The sequence below is a fragment of the Clostridium sp. BJN0001 genome, assembly GCF_022869825.1.
Lineage (GTDB): Bacteria > Bacillota > Clostridia > Clostridiales > Clostridiaceae > Clostridium.
Genome location: NZ_CP094971.1, coordinates 1,083,777 through 1,107,155, shown reverse-complemented (window position 1 = coordinate 1,107,155; position 23,379 = coordinate 1,083,777). Strand labels below are relative to the sequence as shown.

Below are 23,379 nucleotides of genomic sequence, written 5' to 3'. Positions count from 1 at the left end.
TTAATTTAATCACGATAAGATGAATTAATTTTTATTTTTTACTCATAATATAATTAAACAAATAAATAGCTTTAAGGAGATTTATTATGAATATATCAAAAAAATTTTTATTTATATTATCCCTAATTATATTAATTGAAAGTAACGTAACACTCTCTTATGCTGCGCAAGCAAATGATGTTATTAATGCTAGTGTTTTATTTTATAATACGGATGACGATTATATAAAATCATTAAAAGAAAATCTTGAAAAAGTTCAAGAAGACCCAAATAATAAAATGTCATTTGAATATTTTAATGCACACGACAGTCAAACTATTCAAAATAATCAATTAAATGAAGTTCTTAAAAAAAAGCCAGATATAATTTTTTTAAATATTGTAGACATAACATATATAGATAGCGTTATAGAAAAAATAAAGCTTAAAAATATTCCTGTAGTAGTTTTTAACAGGCAACCAAAATCTCTAACAGCTATTCAATCATATGGAAAATCAGTATATGTTGGCAGTAACAATATAGATGTTGGTATTCTTCAAGGGAAAATAATAAAAAAGAAATGGGACAAAGATAAATTTAAAATAGATAAAAATAATGATAACGTTCTTCAATACATTATGATTAAAGGCGAACGAAATAATGTAGACACAGAAAACAGAAGCAATTATGTAATAAAATTTTTAAAAGAAAGTAATATTAAAACTTATGAGCTTGCATCAGAATATTGCAATTGGGATAGAGAAACTGCAAAAAAGACATTAAAAAAATTAATTTACGGATATGGAAATTCTATTGAAGCTGTAATATGTAATAATGATGAAATGGCTATCGGTTGCGTTGAAGCTCTTCAAGAAAATGGATATATAACTCAAACTTCTAATAACATCATTGTTGTCGGAATAGATGGACTTAAAGAAGCAATTAAACTTGTAGAAGAAAACTTAATGACTGGAACAGTAATACAAGATACTACTGAAATAACAAATGCAATGGTTGCTATAGGTAAAAACTTAGTATATGGAAATAAACCTCTTAAAGATACAAAATATAAATTTGATTCTACAGGAGTATGTGTTCTTTTACCTTATACAAAGTATATAATGAATTAATCACCAATAATAGGTGAATCTATATTTCTCTTATATACCTCTATAGTAGCAGTTAGCGAATATATATTTCCAATAATTCCTAGCAAATTAGAAATTATAAATTTTCTGTTTGGCTCAAGTGAATAAGTTATTTCTCCTTTTTGAAATTTTTCATATAATCTATTGTAGTTCATTATAGTTAAGTTAATTAAATTTATTCTTGCCATAAGACTGCAAATTTCAGATTGTAATGCTGGAATATCTGGATTAGGCATATTAGTTCTGTCACCATGATTTTGTACAATTTTAATGCTTTGAATTGTAGATATATATAAATAATAGAGACTATATGTATAACCTATAATGCTTTTAATTTGTCCCATTAATAATTTTATTGTTATAATTTCATCTTCAGAATAATCTTTTCCTTTATCCAAAATTATTTCCCCTAAAAATAATTGCTCTATTCATACAAATTTCTATAGACAGTAATTCATTCTATCTAAATATTATATTAATAAATATATTTTTTTGATACAAATTCATAAATTAAGAAAAGCTTCTCTAAAATCACTTTACTATTTAAAATATAATATAAAAAAAGAAAAACATCAGATATTAACCTGATGTTTTTCATATATGCGAGATGAACCATAAGCCGAGTTCTGTATCAAAAACAATCATCTATCTAGACCTACCATTGCTGATAGGTTCAAGCGACGCACCCAGAGGCGAAACGGGCCGCTTCTTTTATATGCCTCTCTATTCGGTCTTGCTCCAGATGGGGTTTACATAGCCGTAATGTCTCCACTACGCTGGTGAGCTCTTACCGTCACCTTTCCACCCTTACCTTAAAATATAAGGCGGTATATCTCTGTTGCACTTTCCTTCAGGTCACCCTGACTGGACGTTATCCAGCATCCTGCCCTACGGAGCCCGGACTTTCCTCTCCCAGATCTATATGTCTGGCAGCGATTGCTCGTTTCACTCGCTTTTTTATAATAGCACACTTTTCAAATTTACACAACATAATTTTTATATTATTATAAAAATTATAAATAGAAGAAAAATAATTATAAGGCCATAAAGCCCAACTCCACAACATAATAATGTAATAATAATAAGAATTCCCACACATATTTTAGGGCATAAAAGAAACCTTAAAAATGGTCCAGCTCCATACGGACAAAATCCTCTTCTTCTATTCATCATAGAATTATATCCCATATTATTTCTGCCTGATGGTTTATCAAAAAAATGTTTTACTTTTCTTTTTATATGCTTATATAAACTTTTCAAATCATTTTTCAAATCATCATTTACTCCTTTCATATATTTTTCACATTATTTTATAGACTTTATTAATAATATATGACAGAAATAAATTAATTAGTGTTAACATTTTAAATAAATTCATATGGATCAAAATTCACTTCAGAATCTATAAATTGAGTATCTTTAAATTCGTCCTTTAAAAATTCCATTGTCTTTAAAAATGCTTTCCATTCTGTATTAAAATGACCTGCATCAATTATACTTACTCCAAGTTCTTTAAAATCCAATACGAAGTGATATGTTGTATCTCCAGTTATAATAAGATCACAGCCTTCATGTAAAGCCTTACTAAAAAAATCTTGACCACTTCCATTTATTAATGCTATTTTTTTTATTTTTTTGCCTGAATTTATTACTCTCATATGATTTATATTCATATTCTTTTTAACTTTATCTATAGCTTCATTAAATGTTATTTCATCATTAAGTTCTATTATTCTTCCTATACCTGTATTTTCTAATTTGTTTGTTTCCATAATATATGTTTTTTTAGAATCAAAATCTAATACCTTTACAAAATTATCATTTACGCCATTATATGCCGAGTCAAGATTGGTATGAGAGGAGTATGAACATATGTTATTTTTTATAAGCTCAATTACCTTTTGTCCTTGAAGGGAATCCATATTTATATTTCTAGCTTTTCTAAAAAACATTGGATGATGTGAAACAATAAGATCAATATTTTTCATAACAGCTTCATTAATAACTTTTTTAGTAACATCAAGTGTTAATAAAACTTTTTTTACTTCTTTGTCCATACTTCCAATATCAAGTCCTACATTATCATAACTCTCCATTAAAAATTTTGGAGCTCTTTTTTCAATTTCTGATACTATATCCTTAACACATACCATCATTATTATCATCCTTCTTTAAATTATTTAATATATCACTTATTATTTCATTCTTCTTTTCTAATAAAACTTTTCTTTCCTGTGCTGAAATTGTATCATCTTTTATATATGAAATTATTTTTTTATTATGTAAAATCTTTTTATCAAGATATTCTTTCATAATCTCTTTATGGTTTTTAAGAAGAAATGGACTTATCTCATAAAAAATATCTTCAAGCTTTACTCCATTTCTTTTCCCATATCTAACTACAAAAAGTTCATAATACTTATTTTCATCAAAACATATATCTTCATCTAATATTTCATAACAGTTATTATATAAATGTTCCCTTAATACTTCTGGATTTTGTGCTGGTTGAAGGATAATAGTCTTTAGTTTTTTTACTTTACTTATATTATTTTCTAATATATCACGTATAAGATTCGCTCCCATTCCTGCAATCAAAGCACATTCTGGTTCATCATCCTCCAATACTTCAAGCCCAGATCCAAGTTTAAAATCAATTCTATCAGATACACCTTCAATAGAAGCATTTATTCTTGCTTTCTTAAGTGGTCCTTCATTTATATCTGATGCAACAGCATGCTTTATAATATTTTTCTTTAAAAGATATATAGGAATATATCCATGGTCTGTTCCAACATCTATTATAGTCTCATTTTGTATTTTATCTGCAATCCATAATAATCTTTTACTTAAATTCAACTTTAATCATTCCTCATTTTGTATATATTTTTTTAAAATGTACATAATATATAATGCATAATCTTTGTATCTCCTAAAATTCGATATATTTAACCAAAAGAATGGGGCTGTCACGAAGCGTTAAACTTCTAGTGGCAAGCTCCACTTCTTTTAAAATAATATGCTTAGCATCATATATCATTTTTTAATATATATTCTATATAATTTCTACTCTTTTGTCTAATAGAAAATATCATATCTATTATTATACTCGTTAATATAAGTATATAAACACTTATCGTAAACTTTCTAAATGCAAGATAAAATATTAATATCTCAAAAAGTATTAAAAGTAGCCTGCTTTTATATCTTTTTCTTAAAAAAATCATTATAACTCTAATGCTGTCAACAAATAATATAAAAATAAGTATATACCTTAAACTAGTAATAAAAATATTTAAATAAAAAAGTCTTTCTATTTTGATATTTAATCTGTTTAATATATCAAAAATAAATATACTAATAGCTGCAGCATTAAAATATAAAGAACTGCATACTATATATGGCATTGTTTTTTTATAACTTAAAAATTCTTTTACCTCGCATTTAGTTCTGTCATTTAAAATATTAAGCTTTTTCCCTAAAAAGACTGATACTACATATGTAATTATTGTGGTTCCAAGAGGAACACTTATTATAGTGTAATAATAAAAAACATCTTTTATCTCTCCCTCAAGTGAAATAGTTTTTAAAATTTCAGATGATTCCTGTAAAATACTTACTCCTAAAATTCCAGAAAAATTTATATCAAAAATAATCATAAACATACATGAAAAAAATGAAGCTATAAGTATATTATCAGAAAAAGAATTCTTTTTTATATTTAAAACTACTCCTATAATAAAGCCTATCATCATGCTCTGAAAAATATATAATAAAATAACTAAGTTTCCTATAGTAATCATAGTCGTTACAAGCGTAACTATAGATGATAATAAAGCATACTTTATATCACACTTCATTATTATAAGCACTGTAATTATTGGTATTATAAAATCTATGTATCCAAATGATCCAAGTCCTGATCCTATCAGCATAATATTCAAGCAAACAGAAGCTGCAGATAATACTGCAGCTTCTGTCATATATTTTAAATTCAACTTTTTATTCATTTTATCTGCCATGGATTTTCCTTACCTTCCATAAACAATATACAGCTTTTTATAGAATTTTCAACCATATCACTTACAGCTTGATTCGTATAAAATGCTGTATGCGGAGTCACTATAACATTAGGGAAAGATTTTAAAATAGCCATCTGTCTGTTTGATATAACCTGACCTTTAAGATCATTATAGTAAAGACCTGGTTCATGCTCTATTACATCAAGTCCTGCACCTATAACCTTCCCTTTTTCAATATAAGATATTAAATCCTCTGTATCAATAAGTGAACCTCTTGCTGTATTTACTATAAATACATTATCTTTCATAATATCAAGAGATTTTTTATTAATAATATGATAATTTTCATCTGTTGCAGGCATATGAAGAGTTATAAGATCACTCTGTTTAAAAAGTTCTTTAAGTGATACATATTCTGCATACTTTTTTACTTCATCATTTTCATAAATATCATATGCAATAATTCTGCATCCAAAACCACTTAAATGCTTTATTACTGTTCTTCCTATCCTTCCAGTTCCCATGACTCCTATAGTAAGCCTTGAGAGTTCCACTCCTTGAACTTTTTCAAGTGAATAATCTTGTACTGAACTTCTCTCAAGTATAAGCTTTGCTTTTCTCGTAATCATAAGTATGAGCATTATAGTATAATCTGCCACACTTATAGGTGAATACGTTACATTTCCAACACTTATTCCTAATTCTTCTGCATAATTTATATCTATATGATCATAACCTATTGTACGTGTTGAAATATATTTAACCCCTATACTTTTAAATTCCTCTAAAAGATCCTTATTAATTATAGTAGTTATAACGCTTATACATTCATATCCTTTAGCAAAAGAAACATTTTTAAGTGTTGGCTCTTCATCTGTTGTATTTATCTCTATATTATATTTTTTACTAAATTTCTTAAAATATTCAGTTTCATCATTTCTGTGACTATATGCAAATATTTTCATATTTTAACTCCTCTCATTTTAACATAATAGTTATTATACCATCTTTATAAAACCAAGAAATTAAAATTTAAAATTTATTAATTTTTTAATTAAAATATGATGATTTTGCTTTTAAAATTATACCGCTAAGTAAAAACGCTAAAACAACTCCTGTTCCAGATTGTATTATATTTCCTATAATATCTTTAGATGCAAAAATAATTCCTGAAAGTAAACCAGCTTTCTGTGTTAAAAATCCAGAGACAATTATGCCTGCTAAAAAATAAGCAAAAACCATAAAAATAGCACCTACAATAAATGATATTATATATTTAGCATATGTCTTTTTTAATGGAATCACTTCTAGTAAAAGTCCTGAAATATATGCCATTACTCCTTTTATTACAAAAGTAAATGGTGCCCAAAAATAATAGCCTCCAAGTAAATCAACAAGCATCATACCTATTGCACTTGCAACTGCACCTTTTTTCTTTCCAAGTACCACTACTGATAAAAATACCATGCAGTCTCCTATATGAACAAATCCACCAACTGATGGTATTTTAATTATACTTCCTGCAACATAAATAATTGCAATCATAAGCCCCATAAGTACAAGTTCTTTTGTGTGTGTCATAGTATTTTCCATTTGATCCATAAATAATTCCCCCATTAATTTTTATATGTTTCTATTTACTATATAACACAGTTTTTTCTTTTGCAAATGTATCGATACATATTGAGGTATTATTTAAAATATTTTTCTTTTAGTTTATTTCTTATTTTATCTGCATTATCTAGTTTTTGATTAATGCAGTATCCTATTAAAAGAGGAGATGTAACAAATCTTGGTTTTATTTTACATATTACTTTCTTGTCATAATGATAAAAGAACAGATTATAACTGTTACATACTACAAGATAATCATTTAAAATAAATTTAATAACTTTTAATATGCTATTAGAGAAAATACTTAAATCTTTAAGATTATCATTCATAATAACATTAAATTCATTAAATCCACTAAGCGGATATGTACTTATGTTAAGTTCAAAATCGTCTTTTGCTATAACAGTAACCCCTGAGAAATTTTCTTTTTCTATATTTTGATAAAAATCCATATTTTTAAGTCCAACTATCTGCATATGAGCATGTTTAATACTCCCTCCAGATTGAGGTCCATAATTTTTATAAAAAATTACAGACCTATATTTATTTGATTTTTCTAATTTAAACCAGTATTTTATTCCAAAAGAAAATAATTCTTCTAAATACGTATCACTATATTCATTCATGTTAAAGCCACATTCATAAGTTTCAACAAGTACAAACTGATCTGTATCTTTAAGAGTTGGATATTTATTTTTAAGAAACAGATACGGACCTTCTTCTTCAATTATATCGGTTAATTTTTCTCTATGGCAAAATGGACACTCATCATCTTTCTTTATAAATGTATTAGGCTTATTTTTCCCAATATTACTTAAAAATAAAAGATATTTATCTGTTTTCATATTCTTCCCCTCAATCTTTTCTTTCTATTTTTTTATAAGAACATGAGCTGATTTTGCCGAAACTGTTATACTATCCTCATCTATGCTATATATCTCATCCGCTGCTGCGCACTTTTTATCTACTAATACTGACCATCCATATTCTTTAAGATCTACAAAAGCTTCAGAGTTATTTGGATTAAATATTACTACTATATCATTCCACTCATTATTTCCACTTGAATCTTTTATTTTATAGGCTACAACATCATCTTCATAATAATCTTCACCTTGTCTTAAAAATACTATATCTTTAGAGATTTCTAAAGCAGTATCTAGCCTAAATGCTCTATATTTTTTTCTAAGATTAATAAGACCTTCATAATAAGAAACGACATCTTTGTATTCATATGCTCTTATCCAGTCTAAATTATTAACATCATCACTTGAATTATAACTGTTATGATTGATACTTCCATCTGAGTTTATTTTTGTTCTTAAGAATTCCTCTCCTGCTTGGAAAAATGGAATTCCTTGAGATGTAAGAACAATAGCCGCAGAAAGTTTATTCATATTTTTTCTTTCTTCAAATGATGAATCTGCAGCTGTAATGGTTAATTTATCCCAAAGTGTATAATTATCATGCGCAGATGTATAATTTACACATTGATATGGTTCATTTGCCCATGGTATATCTGTATATATTGCATTATTGTAGTTTATTTCCTTCTGATCTGTAAATGCTACAACACATGCTTTTATATTATCATCCATATTTTTTTTGCCATTTACATAGCCACATTCTTCAGCTTTAAATACATGACCTTTTATTGAATCTCTTGTATCATCACTAAAAGCTGCTATCTGAAGTTTATCAAATTTTGGTACATTTTCCTTAAGTGCTTGTAGATTTCTTGGAAGGACTGTACTTCCACCTGTCCATCCTTCTCCATACATTATTAAAGATTTATCCATCTTATCAAGTTCAGTTCTTATTTCTTTCATTGTATCTATATCAGTAACTCCCATAAGATCAAATCTAAAACCATCAATATGATATTCTTTTGCCCAGTATTTCACAGAATCAACGATTAGTTTTCTTACCATAAAACGTTCTGATGCTATTTCATTACCACACCCAGATCCGCTTGAAAATTCACCATTTTCTTTCTTTCTATAATAATAGTCAGGAACAGCACAATTTAAATTTGAATCAATATATTTATAAGTATGGTTATATACCATATCCATTACTACTCTTATTCCTTCTTCATGAAGTGCCATTACCATTTCTTTAAATTCTTTTATTCTAACTTCTCCTTTATAAGGATTTGATGAATATGATCCTTCTGGTACAAAATAGTTCTGGGGATCATATCCCCAGTTGTACTCTTTCTGATCTAGTTTTGATTCATCTACAGTCTGATAATCAAAGCATGGAAGAAGATGCACATGTGTTATTCCAAGTTTTTTTAAATGATTTATACATGTAGGTGTAGACTTTCCTGGAATAGACGTATTTTTCTCAGTAAAAGCTAAATATTTTCCTCTATTTTTATCACTTATTCCAGAATTCTTATTTATAGAGAAGTCTCTTATATGAACTTCATAAATAATTGACGAAACAGGTGATATATATTCTGGCTTTTTATCATTTAAAAATTCATCAGGATTTGTTTTAGATAAATCTACAACCATTCCATAGTTACCATTAACTCCAACAGCTTTTGCATATGGATCAGTAACCATTACCTCTTCTTTATTATTTTTTATTAAATAATTATAAAACTCTCCATTTAAATTACCGTCAACTTCTAAATAAAAAGTTCCTTCACTACCTTTATTCATATTCTTGATAATTTTTGGATCATTTACATTTTTTTCATCCTTTCCATATAAGGCAAGCCTTACACTTAAAGCTTTTGGTGCCCAAACAACAAATTTTGTTTTCTCTTTTTGATATAATGCTCCAAGTAATCCAGTATAATTTTCATAATTTTGATATAAATCCATCAGTTAATCCCCTTATAATTTATTTTAATATTTTCGCTGAAAAAGCTTTAACACAAATCTTTACATGACCACCAGAGTACTCTGTAGAATTTTCATTTAGTAAATCGTAACATTTAGAATTTTCTAAATTAAATTCAACATCTGTATCTTTATCTGAAAGATTTAGAAGAACATACACTTTTTCATCTTTATATTCTCTTAGAAAAACATATTGTTCATTTTTTATCATAATCTGTCTATATGAGCCATATTTAAGTGCTTTACTATTAAGCCTTATCTTAGAAAGCTTTTTTATTAAATTGTATAATTTAATATCAGGTTCTTGAATATTATTATAATCAATTTCTGGTCTTAAATCATCATCGCTGCCATTTTTCTTTACTCCTTTTATACCATACTCACTTCCATAGTATATTGATGGAATCCCTGGCATAGTAAATAGAATTGTATATACATTATATATATACATTGGATTTGTAATAGTACTTGCAAGCCTATTAACATCGTGATTATCTACAAAATTATAAAGGCATAAATTTTTATAAATACCATAATCACCGAACTGCCTATTTAAAGAGTATGCTATTTCAAAATAGTTTTTGGTATTATGGCTTGAATATATTCCTTTATAACATTCATAATTTGTAACAGAATCTAAAAGCTCACTATTTGCCCATCTGTTATAGTCACCATGAATAATTTCTCCCATAAGCCAAAAATTTTCTTTTTTCTTATTTGTATATTCTCTTAATTTTTTAAAGAAATTAAGTTCTATTTGATCTGCCGCATCAAGTCTTAAACCATCAATATCAAATTCATCAATCCAATATCCCACAGATTCTAAAAGATAATTTACTACATCATCATTCCATAGATTTAGTTTTACTAAATCATGACATCCATTCCAACCCTCATAATACAATCCATCATTCATCGGAGTATTAGAATTAAAATTAAGATTTGCAAAATAATTTACATATCTAGATTTTTCTCTATTTTCTAAAACATCCTTAAAAGCAAAAAAGTCTCTCCCAACATGATTAAAAACTCCATCAAGAACTATCTTTATATCATTTTCATGAAGTTTTTTACATAATATTTTAAAATCCTCATTACTCCCAAGTCTTTTATCAATTTTTCTATAGTCAGTAGTATCGTAACCATGATAAGTTGATTCAAATACTGGAGAAAAATATATAGCATTTATATTTAATTCTTTAAGTTTTGGAATTATATTTTCAATTTTTATTAATCTATTTTCCTTTTTAAAATTTTCTCCTTTTTTTAATACTCCACAAAATCCTAAAGGAAAAATATGATAAAATATTCTACTTTGTATCCAATTATTCATAAATCCATCTCCATATTCTTTTATATTATAGTATATAAAAATATTAACATATTTTTACTAAAAAATATTAAATATTACCCATTTTTATATTTTATCAAAAATAGTATTAAAATGATAGTCTTTAATAAATACTTACATTTAAGATTTTTGTAATATAATAGTAATATTTTAATTTTTTATTTATGATATAATCATATTGATTTATTATACAAAGGAGAGATAAAAATAATGATGACTAAAAAAAATAAATTTATGAAAATATTTGTTTCTTCATTATTATCGGCATTATGTATTTTAAGTATACCTAATACGATAGTTTATGCAGATTCATATAAATCCGTAACTCTAGGAGCTGATTTATCTGATTCTCAAAAAAGTCAGATGCTTGATTATTTTGGCGTTACAAAAGAGACTGCACAAATTCAGGAAGTTACATCTAAAGAAGAAAAAAAATATCTTGGACAAGTTGCTACTGTAGAACAGCTTGGGAATAGATCTATATCATGTTCATATGTTGAGCCAACTCAAAGTGGTGGACTTAATATAAAAACTAATAATTTAACATGGGTAACAGATGGAATGATAAAAAACGCCCTCGTAACAGCAGGTATAGAGAATGCAAACGTAACAGCCGCATCACCTTTTGAAGTTTCAGGAACCGCTGCTTTAACAGGTATTTTAAAAGGTTTTGAAAGTTCTGACGGTGGTCAAAAGATAGATGAAGATAAAAAAGAAGCTGCTAATGAAGAAATAGTAGTTACAGGAGACCTTAGTGATAAAATAGGTGCTAATGATGCTACAAATTTAATAAATGATGCAAAAAAGGAAGTCGTTAAGAAAAAGCCAGAAACTGATGCTGATATGAATAAAATACTTAACGATGTAACTAAAGATTATAAAGATAAATTATCTGATGATGATATTCAAAAAATAAAAGAGCTTATGTCAAAAATAAATGACCTTAATATTAATTATGATGATATAAAAGATCAGCTTAGTGATATTTCAAATCAATTAAAAGACAAATTAAACTCAAAAGAAGCTCGTGGATTTTTTGCTAAAATAGCTCAGATGCTTTCAGACTTTTTCTCATCAGTATCAGGATTTTTTCAAAATTAGAATTAATTAAAAAAGCTTTCATAGGGAAAATAAATTTTCCTATGAAAGCTTTTTATTTTTACTTATTACTTTTAATTTTATATCTGGAATCTGTGATAAAATTATTGCTGAAAACATTAATATGCATCCTGTTATTTCTTTTTCCGTAAGTGTCTCTCCTAATATCAAAAAACCACCTATTACTGAAAAAACAGATTCAAGACTCATAATTAAAGATGCTACTACAGGAGAAGTATCCTTCTGTGCAATTATTTGGAATGTATATCCAACCCCACTTGACAATACTCCAGCATAAAGAATAGGTATTACTGCCTGAATTAATTGCGAAATCTCTGGTTTTTCAAAAATAAAAGCTACAACTAATGAAATAAATCCACATACCAAAAATTGAATACATGACATTTTTACTCCATTAACTCTTTTAGAAAAATAATCTACTACAAGTATATCTATCGAAAAAAGGAATGCACAAATAAGAGTAAGAATATCCCCTATATTAATTGAAAAGCTCTCATTAATACATAAAAAATACAATCCAATTCCTGATAAAAGCACACTAAACCATACCTTTAATCCTGCCTTCTTCTTTAATGCAATACCAAGAATCGGTACAATTACGATATATAGTGCTGTAATAAAGCCAGATTTTCCAACGCTTGTATAGATTATTCCAACCTGCTGAACTAAACTTGCAGCAAAAATTATAATTCCACATATAGTACTTGCTATTATAAGTTCTTTTTTATTAAAATTTTTTTCATTTTTCTTAGTATCAGTATTAAAGAAATTAATTATATATACACATGGTACTAAAAATATTCCTCCAACAAGACTTCTTGCAGCAAGAAATGTACAAGGTCCTATCTTATCCATTGCAACACTTTGAAATGCAAATGCAAATCCCCATATTACAGCTGTTATAATAAGAATAATATTACCTTTTAAATGTTTCATTAAATACACCATCTTTCTTTAGTTTTCCGAGTATTTTGGGTATCACTGCATTATAATAATTAAAATTTAGATAATAAAGCCAAGTTCTTTAACTATTTTAATATCATCTTCTGTACTTATTCCTGATGTAGTAAGCATGTCTCCAGAGATGGCTGCATTAATACCACTTTTAATAGCACTAAATCCTTTATCATTAAGAAGAGCTCGTCCACCTGCTAATCTTATCTCTGCAGATGGTACTGTAAATCTAAATAGTGCTATGGTTCTTAAAATTTCATCATATGAGAGACGTTTCTCATTTTCAAGAGGAGTTCCTTTTATTGGATTTAGTATATTTATAGGAATGCTGTCTACATTAAGTTTTCTAAGTGTAAAAGCCATATCTATTCTATCTTCCATAGACTCTCCCATACCTATAATTCCACCACTGCATACCTCAAGGCCTGCTCTTTTTGCGTCTTTTATTGTTTGAATTTTTTCATCATATGTATGTGTTGTACATATATTTTTAAAATATTTTCTAGAAGTTTCAAGATTATTATGATATCTTATAACTCCTGATTCTTTTAGCTTTTTAAAATCTTCATACTCTAAAAGTCCATGTGATGCACATAATTCAATAGGACATCTTTTATGTATTTCTTTAAAAATAAAACATACTTTATCTATTTCTTCTTTTGTGAGCTTTCTTCCTGATGTTACTATAGAAAATTTATGAACTCCTTTATTAAAGTTAGATACTGCACTGTTAACAACTGTTTCTGAATCAAGCATATCATATTCTTTTATATGAGTATCAAAATGTATAGACTGCGCACAATACTTACAGTTTTCACTGCATCTTCCGCTTTTACCATTTATAATAGTACATAAGTTAAACTTATTTCCACATAACTGTTTTCTAATTTCATTAGCTTTAGCTGTAAGAATATTAAGGTCTTCATTTTGAAGACTTAATATCTCTTCTTTATTAAGAAATATTCCTTTTAATACTTTTTCTTTAAAGTCATCTATTTTACTCATAATATCCTCCTAAAAATATATTTATTATATTTCCATTATAAGTTCTATAGATAAGCTGTCAACTTTAAATAGTATATTGGTTTACAATGTACATCACTATTTTTTATATTTACTAAATATCTTATGTATTATCTATAGTGAATTATAATATATTCACTAAAACTTCATTTAATTAATCTAAAATTTTATTATAGTTAAATTTTAGATTAAAAAATAGAGAATATTAAAAATATTCTCTATATGTATGTTTAAAAATATTATTTTAACAATTTTTTAATAAAATACTTTCTATCTTTTGTAAGGTCTAAAAACTCACCATTCTTAAATACAAGAGGTCTGTCAAGTTCATTTATATTCATCTGTAAAATTTTTGCCTCTTCACCAGTATTTAAAATGACTTTTTCACCTAAATAGAAATCTATTATATGTTGTAAAAATACATTACAATATTCGTATTGAAGTTTACCAAGGCTTTCATCTTTTATTGTTTGAAGTGCCTGGAATGGAAGTTCTTTATTTTTATATCCCCTATTTGAATTAATAGCATCAAATACATCTGCAATAGCAATCACTTTTGCAAATTTATGTATTTTTTCTCCCTTTAATCCAAAAGGATATCCAGATCCATCTTCTCTTTCATGATGCATTATTACGCCTAAACTTACAGACTTGTCCAAGAATTTAATTTCTTTTACCAAATTATAGCTTAGAACAGGATGCTGTTTAATTATATCGAATTCTTTTTCTGTAAGTTCTTCTTTTTTATTTAAAATTTTAGGATCTATTTTATACTTTCCACAATCATGAAAAATCGCAGCATAAGTTAAAAGATTAAGTTCTGTTTTACTAAAATGAAGCCATTTTCCAAGAAGAGAACTTAAAGCTGCTACATCAACAGTATGCTTAAATATACAATCTTCTCCGCTTCCATTTAATATAATATTACGTATTACAAAACTATCCGAGCCTAGTTGTGCTTTAACATTTTGGACCATTTCTCTAACTTCTGTAATAGTTTTATCATGCGATTTTGAAAAAGTCGAAAAAAAGTCTTTTAAATTATCAGAAAACTCATTAAAAGTCTTTTCTACGAGTCCAAATTCTGCTTCTTTCTTTTTCTTTGAATCATTAATATCATCTAATTCACACTGAACAAATACATCCCCAAAATATAAATAATCCTTTATCTTTTTAATTACAGCATTTGTAACATTTACGTTTTGCTTTACTAATACATCTCCATCTGTCACTATATCTTTTACTATAAGCATCCCTTCTTTTAATTCACTCACTTTAAGGGGTGCTACTACTTTAGCCATTTATAAACCACCTTTCATTCATAAATTCATCACATATATAATACCATATGACTATATATTATCACATTTTTAGAAAGTTTATAACTATTTTCCCAATATTTCTACAATTTTACTCTGTTAAAAACAGTTTCTATATTCCCATCCTCAGAAATATTCAAAAATATGATATATCTTTCAATTGATTTTGGAAGTGATATACTTCCCGGATTCAATAATAAAATATTATTAATCTCTTTTTTTAGTGGTTCATGTGTATGACCAAAAAGCACAATATCAGCTTTTATAGATTTTGCTTTAATATAAATACTATCAAGTCCTCTTTTTACTCCGTAAATATCTCCATGAGTAAAGAATATCTTTTTACCATTTATTTCAAGTACATCTTCTTTAGGATATATAGATGAAAAATCACAATTTCCAGAAACGCAATATCCCTCTCCTTTAAAACCATTATTCATTATATTAAAATCTTCGATATTGTCTCCCAAATGTATTAGTATATCTGTATTCTTTTTAATTATTATCTCTTTTGCTTTATTTATATAATTTTGATTTCTATGTGTGTCACTTACTACTGCAATTAACATATTATTTTCGCTCCATTTTTAAATATTAATCATTGTTTCTAATGCTGTTTCAATCATAGACGTAAATGTCTTTTCTCGTTCTTGTGATGAAGTTTCTTCTTTAGTAATAAAATGATCACTTACTGTAAGAAGAGATAATGCATTTACACCATATTTTGCAGCAAGAGTATATAATCCTGCTGTTTCCATTTCCACACCAAGGCAGCCAAATTTAGCCCATATTTTCCAAGAATCATCTGTATCATTATAAAAAGTATCTGAAGTAAATATAGGTCCAACTTTAGGATCAAAACCTTTTTTTTGTGCAATTTCATATGCAGGTTTTAGAAGTTTAAAACTTGCTGTTGGGGCAAATGTTCTACCCGCAAATCGTGTAATATTTATATTAGAGTCTGTACATGCTGACATAGCTATAATAAGATCTTTTATCTTTACTTTATTACTATATCCTCCGCATGTTCCAACTCTTATAAGATTCTTAACTCCATATTCTGCTATAAGTTCATTTACATATATAGAAATTGATGGAATACCCATTCCTGTTCCCTGAATTGATATTGGAACATTTTTATATTTACCTGTAAATCCGTACATTCCTCTGACTTTGTTATAACAATGAACATCTGTCAAAAAATTTTCTGCAATAAATTTTGCTCTCATAGGATCTCCAGGAAGTATTACTTTTTCCTCTATCTCACCTTTTTTAGCTTCAATATGTGTACTCATATATATCACTCCTTACCCTTTATCTATATCTTTTTTATCAAATGAATCTGGAAGTATGTCACGAAAATTTTTAACTATATAATCATCTTCATTTTTTGCAATTATTATCTTTGTATCACTTTTAAAAAATTCTGCTAGTACCTGCCTACATATTCCACATGGGAATGTATAATCAGTTCTGCTTCCCACAATCGCAAGTGCTTCTATTTCTTTTTCTCCTTCTGATACAGCTTTAAATAAAGCCGTTCTCTCTGCACAGTTTGTAGCTCCATACGAAGCATTTTCTATATTACATCCACCAAAAATTTTTGAAGATTTTGTAATTAGTGCAGCTCCAACTTTGAAATGTGAATATGGAGAATATGAATTATTTCTATAAAATAAAGCTGTTTTTATAAGTTCTTTATAATCTATCATTTTCTACCTCTTAATTTCCTTATAAAATCCAGTTCCATTCTTTATTTTTTCTGTATTTAAAACTTCTGCTATTGTCTGACCTATATCTGCAAATGTATCTCTTACATGCAAGTTTACATTTTCTTTTAATTCTTTTCCATATCCAATAAATGGAACATATTCTCTTGAATGATCTGTTCCTTCAGTTGTAGGATCGCATCCATGGTCTGCTGTTATAAATAAAATATCATCATCTCTCATTGAAGACATTATTTCTTTAAGTCTTAAATCAAAATCTTCAAGACCTTTTCCATATGCTTTATAATTATTTCTATGTCCCCACTTCATATCAAAATCAACTAAATTTGTATATATAATTCCTTTATTATCTTTTTTCATAAATTCAATTGTCTTATCTACTCCATCCATATTGTCTATAGTATGAACAGCCTCAGTTATACCTTTTTTTGAAAAAATATCTTCTATTTTCCCTACAGCAATTACATCAAGACCTTTATTTTTAGCTTTATCCAAAATAGTGTCATAAGGTGGTTTTATTGCAAAATCTCGTCTATTTGGAGTTCTTGTAAAATGGCCAGATTTATTTCCGATAAAAGGTCTTGCTATAACTCTTGCAACAAGGTTTTCTCCTGTCATCATCTTTCTTGTGAATTTGCATATTTTGTAAAGTTCATCTAACGGAACAACATCCTCATTAGCTGCAATTTGAAATACACTATCTGCAGATGTATATACTATAACACTTCCTGTTTTTATTGACTCTTCACCAAGTTCATCTAATATAGCTGTTCCAGAAGCAGGTTTATTTCCAAGTACTTTTCTTCCTGTCTCTTTTTCAAACTTTTCAATTATTTCTTTTTTAAATCCATTTGGATAAGTCTTAAAAGGAACCTCAGATACTATTCCAGACATTTCAAAATGTCCTGTAACTGTATCCTTTCCTATAGATTTTTCTTTTAGTTTTCCAAAAACTCCTATAGGATTGTCACACTTTTTTAATCCATGAATTCCATCAATATTTCCAAGTCCTATTTTCACCATATTAGGAATATTAAGTCCTCCAAGTTTTTTTGAAATATTTCCTATTGTATCTGAATTTTCATCTCCATACATACATGCATCATCCATAGCGCCTATTCCTACACTATCTAGTACAATCCAAATTACTCTGCTAATCATAAAAAAGACCTCCTTATTTTATAACTTTATAAATTAATGGAACATCATCTGTCTTTTTATCTTCTATAGCAAAACTTTCTATTATTAATCTCTCTACTTCATGAGTTTTTTCCTCATCATTACTATATATATAACATAATGTTTCATCATTATCTACTTTATCATTTCTCTTTTTATTTAATACTATTCCAACGCTTAAATCTATATCATCATCCTTAGATGCTCTTCCTGCACCTAAAACCATAGAAGCTATTCCTATCTTATAAGAATCTATTCTATTTACATATCCTGAAATTTTAGATTTAACTTCATAAATATATTTAGTCTTTGGTAGATTTTCTAAATTATCTGCGTCAATTGGATTTCCTCCTTGAATAGATATAAATTCCTTAAACTTTTTAAACGCTTCACCGTTTTCTATAAGCTTTTTAAGAAGCATTTCTGCCTCATCAGTATTTTTTGATTTTCCTGCTAAAACAAGCATATTACTTCCAAGAGTAAGGCATAGCTTTAAAAGATCTTCTGGACCATTACCTTTTAATGTTTCTACTGCTTCTTTAACTTCAAGAACATTTCCTATAGCATATCCAAGAGGCTGATCCATATCTGAAATAACAGCTACCACTTCTCTATTAATCTGTTTTCCTATATTAACCATAGTTTCTGCAAGAACTAAAGCATCATCATAATCTTTCATAAATGCTCCACTTCCAGTTTTTACATCAAGTACTATCTTATCTGCTCCTGATGCTATTTTCTTGCTCATTATACTTGATGCTATAAGAGAAACATTTTCTACAGTTCCTGTAACATCTCTAAGTGCATAAAGCTTTTTATCAGCAGGTGCAATATCTTTTGTAGGACTCATTATAGAAATATAATGCTTTTTTACATTATCAATGAATTCTTCTTCACTTATATCAGTTGAAAAACCTTTAAATGAATTCAGCTTATCTATTGTACCTCCTGTATGTCCAAGCCCTCTTCCTGACATTTTTGCTATATGAACTTTTGCTGCTGCAACAAGTGGTGCTAAAACTAATGTAGTTTTATCTCCAACTCCACCTGTACTATGTTTATCTACTTTTATTCCATCTATCGATGATAAATCAAGTACATCCCCAGACTTTACCATAGCCATAGTAAGATCTGAGGTTTCCTTTATATTCATTTTCTGAAAAACAATAGCCATCATAAGAGCGGATACTTGATAATCTGGTATTTTCCCTTTATTATAATTTTGAGTAAAGAAATTTATTTCATCTGTAGATAAAGTTTCTGCTCGTTTCTTTTTATTTATAATATCAACCATTCTCATAATATCTACTTCCTTTTTATAAAAGTCTATTTGAGATTTTTATCTTTTTTAACTTTTTCAGTAAAACGCTTAATCCTCTTTACTGCCTCAAGTATATTTTCCATAGATGATGCATAACATGCTCTTATATATCCTTCTCCACAGTCTCCAAAAGCATTTCCTGGAACTGTAAGTACTTTTTCATTAATAAGAAGCTGCTCACAAAATTCTTCAGATGACATATGTGTACTTTTAATACATGGAAAAACATAAAATGCTCCATGAGGTTCAAAGCAGCTTAAGCCAGCTTTTCTAAATCCATCAATTAATACTCTTCTTCTTCTATTATACTCTTTTACCATACTGTTTACACTATCGTCTCCATGTTTTAATGCTTCTATTGCTGCATACTGAGCAATTGTTGGAGAACACATTATAGCATACTGATGTATCTTTTTCATTTGTTTTAAAAGTATCTCATTTCCACAAAGATATCCAAGTCTCCATCCTGTCATAGCATACGATTTTGAAAAACCATTAATAACAAGAGTCTTATCTTTCATTTCTGGGAAAGATGCAATTGATACATGCTTGTCTTCATAGCAAAGCTCTGCATAAATTTCATCTGATATTACTATAATATCTTTATCTTTTAGAACATCTACTATCTCTCTTAAATCGTCTTTTGTCATTACAGCACCAGTTGGATTATTTGGAAATGGTATTATAACAACTTTAGTCTTTGGAGTTATTGCCTTTAAAAGACTCTCTTTTGTGAGCTTAAAATTATCCTTTTCCTTAAGTTCAATAGTAACTGGTTTTGCACCTATAAATGTTGTAATTCCTTTATATGCAACAAAGCTTGGTTCAGGAATTATAACTTCATCTCCAGGACCTGCAATAGCCCTTAGAGCAAGATCTATTCCTTCACTTCCTCCAACTGTAACTATTATTTCGCTAAGAGGGTTATAACTTAAATTAAATCTTCTATATAAATATTTTGCTATTTCATTTCTAAGTTCAACAAAACCTGCATTAGATGAATAATGAGTGTGTCCTTCTTCAAGAGAATAAATGCCAGCTTCTCTTACATTCCACGGTGTTACAAAATCAGGTTCTCCAACTCCTAAAGATATTACATCATCCATTTCATTTATCATATCAAAATACTTTCTTATACCTGATGGCGGCATATTTTTTACGTTTTTAAGTATCATATTTTCAAGTATCATATAAATATAGCCTCCCTATCGTCTACTTTTTTCTCTTTAAATATTGTTCCATGATCCTTATACTTTTTAAGAACAAAATGTGTTGATGTACTTAATACATACTGCTGCATTGAAAGTTTTTCAGATACAAAAAGTGCAACTTCTCTCATTGTTTTTCCTTCTACTATTACAGTAAGATCAAATCCTCCTGACATAAGATAGCATGCTTTAACTTCTGAGAATTTATATATTCTTTCTGCTACTTTATCGAATCCTTCACCTCTTTGAGGAGTGACATTAACTTCAATTAGTGCAGTAACTGTTTCTTTACCTGTATTCTCCCAGTTTATAAGAGTAGTATATCCTGCAATAATACTTTTCTCCTCATAATCTTTTATTGCATCTCTTACTTCTTCTACTGTTTTTCCTGTCATAACGGCTATCTGCTTATCAGAATATCTGCTGTTACTTTCAAGAATTTCTAATATTTCATTCATACTTATTACCTCCTTAATAAAAGTATATAAAAAAATCCTTCATCCCAATAAGGGACGAAGGACATTCTACGCGGTACCACCCTAATAAATAATAAAAAATTATTCACTCACCAATATAAAATAAATTATATAAACTCATTAACGTAAGCTAAACGTTGCTTTCTAATTAGAATAAATCTATTTTTCAAAAGCAAAATTCAAAGACTGCTTCTACTAGGAATCACTGCTGAATTACACCTACCTTCAGCTCTCTAAAAGTTAATCCTAATATACTATTTCTTATCATAATCTTTTACTATCTATAATTAAAATATTTTTTAAATCATAATTAATTATAGTCTTATTAGTGCATATAATTCAAGTATAATTTAAAAATTTTATTAATAATCTCTTCTATGATTCTCTTTTTTCTTTCTTCTACACTCTGGGCACCTTACTGGATCATTTTGGAATCCTTTTTCTTTATAAAATTCCTGTTCTCCTTCAGTAAAAATAAATTCTTTTCCACAATCTCTACAAGTAATTGTCTTGTCTGTCATAAATGTTCCGCTGCTCTATACTTAACTCAGCAGCAGTTCACCTCCGTTTCATAAATATGTATATCAAAGCTAAACTTATTAACTTTAACATTAGTAGTATTTACGATTTTGCTTATTATATACATTTTATTTTAAAATATTGACCTTTTTATCATATACTCCTATTATATCTTTATTATTATTTACATATTCATCTATAATATTAATATCTGCTTCATTTAAGACTTCTCCTGCACATACAAGTGGTATCCCTGGGGGATATGGTACTATTGATTCTTTTAATACTTTTCCTATAGCATTTTTATAAAATACAAATTCGCTCTCAGATGAAAATACTTCATATGGCTCTAATTTTTTTTCATGTATTTTATATATCATATCAAAATAAGAATGATTTTCTTTAATTTTATTAATATCAATTTCTAAAAGTGCATTAAATACTTTTTTAAAATCATTATTATCATTAAATGGTGAAAAAATTAAAACTACTCCTCTTTCAAAGCTCATCTCACACTGAATCTTTTTTTCTCTTAAATATTTCAAAAGTTTATGACCTGAATATCCTTTCTCCGTTACTACTACATATCTTGATAAATCAACATCATAATTTCCATAAATTTTAAGATCATCTTTTGATAATATATTAAAATGAGTTTCATTATTTATTTTATCTTTCCAATATTTCATCAAAGTTATTAGATTTTCATAATCTTTTTTTGCATATGTATCCATATAGTATCTTGCATAATCTAAGGATGACATTAAAATATAAGAAGGTGATGTAGAAATAAAACTTCCTATATAAAATTCTACATTAGAATTTAAATCATTTACTGCTAAATACGCGCTTTGAGTAAGTGCAGGAAGTGTTTTATGAGCACTTAAAACTGTATAGTCTGCCAAATCAGATATATTATCAGGCAGATTTTTTGAAAGTCCAAAATGTGCACCATGTGCAGAATCAACAATAACTTTCATTTCTTTTTCTTTTAATTTTTTAATTACAGATCGTATATCATATGTAATTCCATAATAACTTGGATATGTTAAAATTACGCCTTTTATTTTTTTATCTTTTTTCAAGGCATTAAATATCTGATTTTCATTAGGAGGAAGAGGTATTCCTGTATCTTTATCAACCTGACAGTCTATATATGTTACTTTGAGTTTTCTTAAAATAGAAGCATTATATATAGATTTATGACAATTTCTTTCAATCGCCACATGATCTTTTTCATTAAATGCTGAAAAAATAGATATCATATTTCCAGATGAACTTCCATTAACAAGGAAATATGCTTTTTTGCAATTATAAGTTTTTGCTAAAAGATTTTGTGCTTCTTTTATAACTCCTTTAGGACACTGAAAATTATCAAGCGGATCAACTTCAGTAATATCAATAAATCCCATATTTTCAGCAAATTTTCTTCCATACTTATCTATTAAAAAGCCTCTTCCTCCTTTATTTCCAGGCATCGATAATAATAAATTTTTTTCATCATGATATTTTAACACTTCAGCCAAAAGTGGAAGTTTTTTATTCATTTTTTATCTCCTTAA

General features: G+C 27.6%; 24 protein-coding genes, 1 other RNA gene and 1 other annotated feature. Of the genes, 2 read left to right on the top strand and 23 right to left on the bottom strand.

All coding sequences use genetic code 11. The features are described from left to right. Positions 1 to 86 precede the first annotated feature (86 nt). A complete protein-coding gene (locus MTX53_RS05220) occupies positions 87 to 1,109 on the top strand; it encodes a galactose ABC transporter substrate-binding protein (protein ID WP_244835197.1) in 1,023 nt (340 codons plus the stop codon). Here the strand turns inward: MTX53_RS05220 and MTX53_RS05215 are convergent. The 11 genes from MTX53_RS05215 to MTX53_RS05165 all read right to left on the bottom strand — a co-directional run bounded on the left by MTX53_RS05215 (position 1,106) and on the right by MTX53_RS05165 (position 10,951). Next, positions 1,106 to 1,525, bottom strand: coding sequence for a hypothetical protein (locus tag MTX53_RS05215; RefSeq protein ID WP_244835196.1), 420 nt, complete (start codon positions 1,523 to 1,525; stop codon positions 1,106 to 1,108). The genes MTX53_RS05220 and MTX53_RS05215 overlap by 4 nt on opposite strands. A 201-nt stretch (positions 1,526 to 1,726) precedes the next feature. Continuing rightward, an RNA gene (rnpB, locus tag MTX53_RS05210) (RNase P RNA component class A) lies at positions 1,727 to 2,079 on the bottom strand. Between the two features lie 44 nt (positions 2,080 to 2,123). Further along, positions 2,124 to 2,420: a hypothetical protein gene (locus MTX53_RS05205; protein WP_244835195.1), complete on the bottom strand. Its 297-nt coding sequence runs from the start codon at positions 2,418 to 2,420 to the stop codon at positions 2,124 to 2,126. Positions 2,421 to 2,491: 71 nt separating this feature from the next. Continuing rightward, positions 2,492 to 3,280, bottom strand: a complete 789-nt coding sequence (locus MTX53_RS05200; protein ID WP_244835464.1) for a Nif3-like dinuclear metal center hexameric protein — start codon at positions 3,278 to 3,280, stop codon at positions 2,492 to 2,494. Further along, a complete protein-coding gene (locus MTX53_RS05195; protein ID WP_244835194.1) occupies positions 3,267 to 3,986 on the bottom strand; it encodes a class I SAM-dependent methyltransferase in 720 nt (239 codons plus the stop codon). The genes MTX53_RS05200 and MTX53_RS05195 overlap by 14 nt, the downstream gene beginning before the upstream one ends. A 170-nt stretch (positions 3,987 to 4,156) precedes the next feature. After that, entirely contained in the window at positions 4,157 to 5,149 is a 993-nt protein-coding gene (locus tag MTX53_RS05190; RefSeq protein WP_244835193.1) for a DUF2232 domain-containing protein, read from the bottom strand. Then, positions 5,134 to 6,114 carry a D-isomer specific 2-hydroxyacid dehydrogenase family protein gene (locus MTX53_RS05185; protein WP_244835192.1) on the bottom strand — a complete coding sequence of 327 codons (981 nt, stop codon included), beginning with the start codon at positions 6,112 to 6,114 and terminating at the stop codon, positions 5,134 to 5,136. The genes MTX53_RS05190 and MTX53_RS05185 overlap by 16 nt, the downstream gene beginning before the upstream one ends. An 85-nt stretch (positions 6,115 to 6,199) precedes the next feature. Next, on the bottom strand, positions 6,200 to 6,742 hold the full coding sequence (locus MTX53_RS05180; protein ID WP_244835463.1) for an ECF transporter S component: 543 nt from the start codon (positions 6,740 to 6,742) through the stop codon (positions 6,200 to 6,202). A 98-nt stretch (positions 6,743 to 6,840) separates the two neighbouring features. After that, the gene (locus tag MTX53_RS05175) at positions 6,841 to 7,608 is read right to left on the bottom strand and encodes a DUF4931 domain-containing protein (protein ID WP_244835191.1); all 768 of its coding nucleotides are present in this window, start codon (positions 7,606 to 7,608) and stop codon (positions 6,841 to 6,843) included. Positions 7,609 to 7,632: 24 nt separating this feature from the next. Next, entirely contained in the window at positions 7,633 to 9,600 is a 1,968-nt protein-coding gene (gene pulA, locus MTX53_RS05170) for a type I pullulanase (protein WP_244835190.1), read from the bottom strand. Positions 9,601 to 9,619: 19 nt separating this feature from the next. Then, the gene (locus MTX53_RS05165; protein WP_244835189.1) at positions 9,620 to 10,951 is read right to left on the bottom strand and encodes an alpha-amylase family glycosyl hydrolase; all 1,332 of its coding nucleotides are present in this window, start codon (positions 10,949 to 10,951) and stop codon (positions 9,620 to 9,622) included. A gap of 231 nt (positions 10,952 to 11,182) precedes the next feature. On the opposite strand from MTX53_RS05165, the gene MTX53_RS05160 reads away from it, so the two are divergent. Continuing rightward, positions 11,183 to 12,070, top strand: coding sequence for a DUF1002 domain-containing protein (locus MTX53_RS05160; RefSeq protein ID WP_348521810.1), 888 nt, complete (start codon positions 11,183 to 11,185; stop codon positions 12,068 to 12,070). Between the two features lie 39 nt (positions 12,071 to 12,109). Here MTX53_RS05160 and MTX53_RS05155 read toward each other — a convergent pair whose 3' ends face one another. The 12 genes from MTX53_RS05155 to MTX53_RS05100 all read right to left on the bottom strand — a co-directional run bounded on the left by MTX53_RS05155 (position 12,110) and on the right by MTX53_RS05100 (position 23,364). Beyond that, positions 12,110 to 13,024, bottom strand: a complete 915-nt coding sequence (locus MTX53_RS05155) for a DMT family transporter (protein WP_244835187.1) — start codon at positions 13,022 to 13,024, stop codon at positions 12,110 to 12,112. A gap of 66 nt (positions 13,025 to 13,090) precedes the next feature. Next, complete coding sequence (gene bioB / locus MTX53_RS05150) at positions 13,091 to 14,047, bottom strand: biotin synthase BioB (protein ID WP_244835186.1); 957 nt, start codon at positions 14,045 to 14,047, stop codon at positions 13,091 to 13,093. A 257-nt stretch (positions 14,048 to 14,304) separates the two neighbouring features. Next, positions 14,305 to 15,366, bottom strand: coding sequence for an HD-GYP domain-containing protein (locus MTX53_RS05145; RefSeq protein ID WP_244835185.1), 1,062 nt, complete (start codon positions 15,364 to 15,366; stop codon positions 14,305 to 14,307). Positions 15,367 to 15,467: 101 nt separating this feature from the next. Next, positions 15,468 to 15,953, bottom strand: a complete 486-nt coding sequence (locus MTX53_RS05140; protein ID WP_244835184.1) for a metallophosphoesterase — start codon at positions 15,951 to 15,953, stop codon at positions 15,468 to 15,470. Between the two features lie 18 nt (positions 15,954 to 15,971). Continuing rightward, the gene (deoD, locus tag MTX53_RS05135) at positions 15,972 to 16,679 is read right to left on the bottom strand and encodes a purine-nucleoside phosphorylase (protein ID WP_244835183.1); all 708 of its coding nucleotides are present in this window, start codon (positions 16,677 to 16,679) and stop codon (positions 15,972 to 15,974) included. 12 nt (positions 16,680 to 16,691) lie between these two features. After that, positions 16,692 to 17,093 (bottom strand): cytidine deaminase, encoded by a 402-nt coding sequence (locus MTX53_RS05130; protein WP_244835462.1) that lies wholly within the window; start codon positions 17,091 to 17,093, stop codon positions 16,692 to 16,694. 6 nt (positions 17,094 to 17,099) lie between these two features. After that, positions 17,100 to 18,275 carry a phosphopentomutase gene (locus MTX53_RS05125; protein WP_244835182.1) on the bottom strand — a complete coding sequence of 392 codons (1,176 nt, stop codon included), beginning with the start codon at positions 18,273 to 18,275 and terminating at the stop codon, positions 17,100 to 17,102. Between the two features lie 13 nt (positions 18,276 to 18,288). Continuing rightward, positions 18,289 to 19,593: a pyrimidine-nucleoside phosphorylase gene (locus tag MTX53_RS05120; RefSeq protein WP_244835181.1), complete on the bottom strand. Its 1,305-nt coding sequence runs from the start codon at positions 19,591 to 19,593 to the stop codon at positions 18,289 to 18,291. A 26-nt stretch (positions 19,594 to 19,619) separates the two neighbouring features. Next, positions 19,620 to 20,804 carry an aminotransferase class I/II-fold pyridoxal phosphate-dependent enzyme gene (locus MTX53_RS05115; protein ID WP_244835180.1) on the bottom strand — a complete coding sequence of 395 codons (1,185 nt, stop codon included), beginning with the start codon at positions 20,802 to 20,804 and terminating at the stop codon, positions 19,620 to 19,622. Next, on the bottom strand, positions 20,801 to 21,280 hold the full coding sequence (locus tag MTX53_RS05110; protein WP_244835179.1) for an Lrp/AsnC family transcriptional regulator: 480 nt from the start codon (positions 21,278 to 21,280) through the stop codon (positions 20,801 to 20,803). Before MTX53_RS05110 ends, MTX53_RS05115 begins: the two co-directional genes overlap by 4 nt. Before the next feature lie 47 nt (positions 21,281 to 21,327). After that, positions 21,328 to 21,575, bottom strand: a binding site (T-box leader). Between the two features lie 85 nt (positions 21,576 to 21,660). Further along, positions 21,661 to 21,819 (bottom strand): zinc-ribbon domain-containing protein, encoded by a 159-nt coding sequence (locus MTX53_RS05105; RefSeq protein ID WP_244835178.1) that lies wholly within the window; start codon positions 21,817 to 21,819, stop codon positions 21,661 to 21,663. Between the two features lie 126 nt (positions 21,820 to 21,945). Continuing rightward, positions 21,946 to 23,364: an aminotransferase class I/II-fold pyridoxal phosphate-dependent enzyme gene (locus MTX53_RS05100; protein WP_244835177.1), complete on the bottom strand. Its 1,419-nt coding sequence runs from the start codon at positions 23,362 to 23,364 to the stop codon at positions 21,946 to 21,948. Between the last annotated feature and the right edge of the window lie 15 nt (positions 23,365 to 23,379).